This is a genomic window from Rhodobaculum claviforme (assembly GCF_016653255.1).
GTDB lineage: Bacteria > Pseudomonadota > Alphaproteobacteria > Rhodobacterales > Rhodobacteraceae > Rhodobaculum > Rhodobaculum claviforme.
This window is the reverse complement of record NZ_NHSD01000295.1, coordinates 1-6577: the sequence shown is the minus strand read 5'-3', so window position 1 is coordinate 6577 and position 6577 is coordinate 1. Positions and strand designations below refer to the sequence as shown.

Below are 6577 nucleotides of genomic sequence, written 5' to 3'. Positions count from 1 at the left end.
CACCGCAGGCCCATGCCAGCCCGCCCCCGAGCGTTTCCACCACAGGCCCGTCGCACTCTTCGGGACCGGCCCGCGGCGACCCGGTGGGGCGCGCCGAGCATGGCTGCCGCCGCAGGTGGCTGTGCCATCGTCGCCACGCCCGCGGCGCGCTCGGCTCCTGCGCCAAGGGAATCCGGGCGGTCGATCCGGGGGCCCTGGATGCCGGCCAATCACGCCCTTCGGGAAAATCATTCATTCTTGATCTGTCGCAAGGCACCGCCCGGCCGTGCACGGTTGGATACAGGCACCGAGCGCGGCTCTCCATCCCCTGTCTCCGAGGTGGCAGGCCTCACCCTCAAGGACCCCCCATGACCCCGACACGGCGACTTTTTCTCGAACAGATGGCGCGGGTGACCGCGGGCGCGGCGGTGGTGCCGCTGACGGCCCTCGGTGGAGCGGAGGCTGCGATCAACCGCCAGCCGCCCCGGCGTGGCGGCGATCCGGCGCGCCATTACGCGATGCTGATCGACCTGCGCCGCTGCATCGGCTGTCAGGCCTGCACCGTGTCGTGCCACATCGAGAACGCCGCCCCCATGGGCAACTTCCGCACCTTCGTCTCGCAGACCCAGGTCGAGGACGCCGAGACCGGGGCGCTGGCGCAGCTGATGCTGCCGCGGCTGTGCAACCACTGCGAGGAGCCGCCCTGCATCCCCGTCTGCCCCGTCCAGGCCACATGGAAGCGCGAGGACGGCATCGTGGTCGTCGACAGCGACCGCTGCGTGGGCTGTGCGTATTGCGTGCAGGCCTGCCCCTATGATGCGCGCTTCATCAACGAACGCACGCAGACGGCGGACAAATGCACCTTCTGCGCCCATCGGCTGGAGGCGGGCCTGCTGCCGGCCTGCGTCGAGAGCTGCGTGGGCGGGGCGCGCATCATCGGCGATCTGGCCGATCCCGAAAGCCTGATCGCGCGCATGATCGAGGAACACGGCGACGCGCTGATGGTCCTCCAGCCGGAGATGAACACCCGGCCCAACGTCTTTTACCTCGGCCTCGATGCGCGCTTCGATGCGCGCCCGGCCACCACGCCCGCCCTGCGCCAGGTGCGCGACCGCACGGGCCAGGAGATGGGAGTGGAACATGCACGGCATTGAGCTTCTGGCCCCGCAGTACGCGGTGGCCTGGTACCCGTGGGCGGTGCAGTATTTCTTTCTGATCGCGCTGTCGTATGGCGCGCTGTGGCTGGCGCTGCCGGGGGTGGTGCTGGGGCGCGCGCGCTGGATGCCGACGGCGCGGCTGGCGCTGCTGGCCGCCGCCAGCACGGCGCTGGTGGCGCCCGTGACGCTGCTGGCGGATCTGCACCAGCCGCTGCGGGCGTGGCATTTCTATGCCCATCCGACACCAAGTTCCTGGATGTCGATCGGCAGCATCGTGCTGCCGTTGCATGTGGCGGCGGTGCTGGCGCTGGCTTGGCTGGTGTGGCGCGCGCCGTTGGCGGGCGCGGCGCGGCGCGCGGGGGTCGCGGGGCGTCTGGCGCGGCTGGTGCGCGCGGGTGACTGGGACGGGCCGCGCTGGCTGGTGCCGGTGGTCGGGGGGCTGGCGGTGGCGGTGTCGCTGCCGGTCGCGCTCTATACCGGGGCCGAGGTCGCGGTCATCCGCGCCCGCCCGCTGTGGCACACCGAATATCTGCCGGTGATGCTGGTGGCGACGGGGATCGTGGGGGCTGCGGGGCTGGTGGTGGTGCTCAACCGCGCCACGGGCCTGCGCGACCGGATCACGGATGCGCAGATGCTGGCGGTGATCGCGGGCGCGCTGGTGCTGGCGGGTCTGGTGGCGGTGGGCTGGCTGGCGCAGGGGCTGGCGATGTCGCGGGGCGGTTCGGTTGCGACCGCGCTGGAGGCGGTGCGCGCCGATCCGCACTGGCGCGCGCTGGCGCTGTGGGGGCTGGCGGCAGGGGCGGGGCTGTTTGCCGCCGCCGCGGGCCTGCGGGTGGCGGGCCGGGACATGGGCTGGCTGTCCGGGCTGATCCTGGGGCTGGTGGCGCTGCATGTGGCGTGGATGTTCCGCTGGACCGTCCTGATGGAGGTGCAGACCGTCGCGCGCAACAGCGCCGGTGCCCAGGACTATGTGCTCGCGCTCGGCTCTCAGGGGCTGTTGGGGATCATCGGCAGCTTCGGGCTGTGGCTGGCGGTGGTGCTGATCGTGAACCTTTTCATTCCGTGGCGCGCGGCCCTGCCGGTGCCACATCCGACCGGAGACACCCGCCATGGATGACCGCCGCCGCAAGTTCCTGCAAGGCGCCGCCGCCGCCGGCGGGGCCGCCACCTTTGCCGCCGGATATGCCGCCCCGCTGGAGAAGCTGGGCCGCGGGCTGTCGGGCAGCGCGGGCGAAAGACCCGCCCACGCCATCTATGGCGACGCGCCCGCCCCGGAGTACCGGGTGGACCTGTCCACCGGCGCGCTGACCTCGAACCCCGATCAGCGCATGGCCTTTACGGTGTGCTATGGCTGCACCTCCAGCTGCGGTGTGCGGGTGCGGATCGACGCGGCCACCGACCGGGTGATCCGGGTGGCGGGCAACCCCTACAACCCGCTGTCGGCCGACCGGCATCTGGCGCAGGACGCGCCGGTGGCCGATGCCATGCGCGAACTCAGCGCGCTGGGATCGCACGAAAGCCGCGCCACCGCCTGTGCGCGCGGGGCCGCGATGATCGAGCAGATCGAAAGCCCCCACCGGGTGCTGAGCGTCCTGAAGCGCCGCGGGCCGCGCGGGGGCGACGACTGGGAGACCGTCCCCTTCGAGCAGGCCATCGAGGAGATCTGCGCCGGTGGTGATCTGTTCGGCGAGGGGCATGTCGACGGCCTGGCGGCCATCGCCGACCCCGACACGCCCATCGACCCCGACAACCCGGAATACGGGCCCCGCGCCAACCAGCTGATGGTGATGGAGGCGACCGATTACGGCCGCTCGGCCATCCTGCGGCGGTTCGCCTTCAACGCCTTCGGCACGCGCAACTATGGCCACCACGGCTCGTACTGCGGGCTGGCGTTCCGGATGGGCTCGGGCGCGATGATGGGCGACATGGCGAACTATGAACACGTCAAGCCGGACCTGGCGCGGGCGGAATTCGCGCTGTTCGTGGGCACCGCGCCCAGCCAGGCGGGCAACCCGTTCAAACGCTCCGGCCGCCTGCTGGCCGAGGCGCGCGCCCGCGGCACGCTGGATTACGCCGTTGTGGACCCCGCGCTGAACGCCGCCGTCACGGATGCCGGGCGCGACCGGGGACAGTGGGTGCCGATCCGGCCGGGTTCCGACAGCGCGCTGGCGATGGCGCTGATCGGCTGGCTGCTGGACAACGACGGCTATGCCGCGGACTACCTCGCGCGCCCCACCGCCGCCGCGGCCGAGGATGCGGGCGACGTGGGCCACACCAACGCCACCCATCTGGTGATCACCGGCGACGACCCGCGCGCCGGGCGCGGGCTGCGGGCCTCCGACCTCGGGCTGGCCGAGGCGGGCGCCGAGGACGACACGGCGATGGTGCGCGCCCAGGGCCGGATCGTCCCCGCCCCGCAGGCGGCCACCGCCGATCTGTGGGTCGATGCCCCCGTGGCGCTGGCCGACGGCACCACGGTCAAGGTGCAAAGCGGGCTGTGGCTGCTGCGGCAGGCCGCGCGGGCACACACCCTGGCCGAGTATTCCGCCGCCTGCGGCATCCCCGAGGATCGCATCGTCGACCTTGGCACCCGCTTCAAGGCAGCCGGACGGCGCGCCGTCGTCGATTGCCACGGCGGCATGATGTCGGGCGCGGGGTTCCATGCCGCCTTCGGGCTGATGGTGCTCAATGTGCTGGCCGGGTCGCTGAACCATGCGGGCGGAACGGCCCACGGCGGCGGGGCGTTCAACGGCGTGGGGCGCGGTCCGCTCTATGATCTCGCGACGTTTCCGGGGATGCGGCGGCCGCAGGGGATCTTCCTGTCGCGCTCGCGCATGCCATACGAGCGGTCGTCCGAGTTCGCGCGCAAGCAGGCCGCCGGCGAGAGCCCCTACCCCGCCCGTGCACCCTGGCGGTCGCTGGCCCCGCCGATCCTGACCGAGCATCTGGCCTCGGCGCTCGATGGCTATCCCTATCCGCTCAAGGCGGTGATCAGCTGCATGAACAACGCCCTCTATGCCCAGCCGGGTCTGGCGGGGCTGGTGACGGACCGGCTGCGCGATCCGCGCCGGCTGGGGCTGTTCGTGGCCATCGACGGCTTCATCAACGAAACCAATCGCTACGCCGACTACATCTTTCCCGACTCGGTGATGTACGAGGTGTGGGGCTTCACCGGCGCCTGGCGCGGCAACCTGACGAAGATGACCACGGCCTGCTGGCCCGTGGTCGCCCCGCGCCAGGACCGCACCGCCGATGGCCAGCCCATCAGCATGGAATCGGTGTTCATCGCGCTGGCCAGGCGCCTGGGCCTGCCAGGCTTTGGCGAGGCCGCGATCCCCGCGGCCGACGGGCGGATGCTGCCGCTGGAGCGGGCCGAGGATTTCTTCCTGCGCGCGGCGGCCAACATCGCCCACCAGGACACCCCCTTGCCCGATGCGACCGCCGAGGACATCGCGCTGGCGGGCCTTGACCCCCTCATGCCGATGATCGAGGCGGTCCTGCCCGAGGCCGAGCGCGGGCCGGTGGCGCAGCTCTATTCCCGGGGCGGGCGCCATCAACCCTACGCCGCGGCGGTATCGGGCGACCGGCTGGGCAATCGCTGGACGACCGCGCTGTGCGTGCACAACGAAACCGTCGCCACCGCCACCGACAGCCAGACCGGACGGCGCCACCCCGGCACGCCGATCTGGCAGGTGCCGCGGCTGTCGGACGGCACGCCCATGCGCGACGCCTTCCCCGAGGCGGAGTGGCCGATGCTGGCGTTCAGCTTCAAGTCGCAGCTGATGGGCGGCTATTCCGCCGGGCTGGACCGGCTGCGGATGATCCGCCCCAACAACCCGGTTCTGGTCAACGACGCCGACGCCGAGGCGCTGGGCATCGCGCATGGCGACGTGATCGAGGTCGAAAGCCCCGGCGGGCGCATCACCGGCGTGGCGCTGGTCAGCCCCGGCGTGATGCGCGGCGCGCTGGGGATCGAGCACGGCTTCGGCCACCGCGACCTTGGCGCGCGGGTCCATCGCATCGACGGGGTCGAACGGCCGGGCAACCCGTGGATCGGCGCGGGCGTGACGCTCAACGATCTCGGTTTTGCCGATCCCACGCGGGGCGTGCTGGGCACCTGGCTGGAGCCGGTGACCGGGGCTGCGGTGCGCCAGGGCCTGCCGGTGCGTCTGCGCCGTGCGGCCTGAAGGGGCGGGCGGCGACCGGCCACGGATCGCGTGGCCGGCCGTGGCGATGTCCTGCGCGCCGCCCGCCCGCACTTGACCGCGCCGCGTGGGGCGTCATGTCTGCGGGACCGCTGACCCGGAGGTCCACCGCATGTCCCTGACCCGCCGTTCCCTCGTTCTGGGCGCTGCCGCGCTGGCGGGCTGTGCGCGCATCCCCGCCAGCCCGTCCGGCCCGCTGGCGCCCATCACCCTCGACAGTGCCTTTGTCGGCCGGTCGGTGGGGGCGGGCGTGTTTCGCGTCTCCTTGACCGGCACCGAGCGTCGCTTCACTGCGCGTCTCGACGGGCGGATGCGCGGCGACCGGCTGACCGTGGTGGAGGATTTCCTTTATGACGACGGCGAGGAAAACCGGCTCACATGGGTCTTTGATCGCACCGGGCCGGGCCGCTGGACCGGCCGGCGCGAGGATACGGTCGGCGAGGCCGAGGTCATCGAGACCGGGACCGAGGTGCGCCTGTCCTACCTCGCCGACTTCCGCTCGGGGGCGGATGTCACACGGCTGGGGTTCGAGGATGTGATCTACTTCGGCCCCGACGGACGGGTCATCAACGAGGCGATCGTGACCCGATGGGGCCTGCCGGTGGGCCGCGTCCGCTTCGAGATGCTGCGGGTCTGATCCGCGATCCCGCGGGCCGGACGCGGTCGATGCCCCCCCTGGTCATCCCGGTTGCCGGAACGGCTGCCACGGGGGCCGGACGAACGGCACACAAGCGGGAAAACGCTCCATGGGGTCGATTTCCACGCAACGGGGCCACGGCCATCGGCGGGATGGCGACCGGCCGTGCGCGCACCCGGGGGATGACCGGCGCGGCGTCCGCGGGGACATGGTCGCGTAGGTGCCGTGCGGCTCTCGACGCTGCAGCGCAGGCCCCTGCGGAGGCTGTCCGGCACTGGCGCTGTGCCCGACGAGGCCCCGGCGCCAGAACACAGGCCCCTCCGGGGGTCCGGTCGCCCGGCAGCGAGACGTATCGGGTCAAGAACAGATAAGCCTGGTGGGCGACCCTGGAATCGAACCAGGCGTGGGTCTCCCCGGCGGATTTACAGTCCGCTGCCGCACCTTGCAGCGCGTCGCCCTCCAGCCGGGGTCGGGTATCCCAGCGGCGGGATGGCGTCAACAGGAATTGCGCGGCGCCACCCGGCGCGCGGGCGGGCGGACTTGCACGGAGGCCGGGTTTGGTGTTTGCCGGAGGCCCGCTTCGCCCCCCCTCCTCACCC

4 protein-coding genes and 1 tRNA gene are annotated in these 6577 nt (G+C 72.2%); 4 read left to right on the top strand and 1 reads right to left on the bottom strand.

The window, feature by feature from the left end:
• The first annotated feature begins 347 nt into the window (after window positions 1-347).
• The 4 genes from dsrO (at window position 348) to CCR87_RS13070 (ending at window position 5978) form a co-directional block, all read left to right on the top strand.
• A complete protein-coding gene (dsrO, locus tag CCR87_RS13085; RefSeq protein ID WP_207186640.1) occupies window positions 348-1133 on the top strand; it encodes a sulfate reduction electron transfer complex DsrMKJOP subunit DsrO in 786 nt (261 codons plus the stop codon).
• Window positions 1120-2253, top strand: a complete 1134-nt coding sequence (gene nrfD, locus CCR87_RS13080) for an NrfD/PsrC family molybdoenzyme membrane anchor subunit (protein WP_201157973.1) — start codon at window positions 1120-1122, stop codon at window positions 2251-2253. The genes dsrO and nrfD overlap by 14 nt, the downstream gene beginning before the upstream one ends.
• Window positions 2246-5323 carry a molybdopterin dinucleotide binding domain-containing protein gene (locus CCR87_RS13075; RefSeq protein WP_201157972.1) on the top strand — a complete coding sequence of 1026 codons (3078 nt, stop codon included), beginning with the start codon at window positions 2246-2248 and terminating at the stop codon, window positions 5321-5323. Before nrfD ends, CCR87_RS13075 begins: the two co-directional genes overlap by 8 nt.
• A gap of 130 nt (window positions 5324-5453) precedes the next feature.
• On the top strand, window positions 5454-5978 hold the full coding sequence (locus CCR87_RS13070) for a DUF3833 family protein (RefSeq protein WP_201157971.1): 525 nt from the start codon (window positions 5454-5456) through the stop codon (window positions 5976-5978).
• Window positions 5979-6352: 374 nt separating this feature from the next.
• Here CCR87_RS13070 and CCR87_RS13065 read toward each other — a convergent pair.
• Window positions 6353-6436: transfer RNA gene (locus CCR87_RS13065), tRNA-Tyr, on the bottom strand.
• Window positions 6437-6577 lie beyond the last annotated feature (141 nt).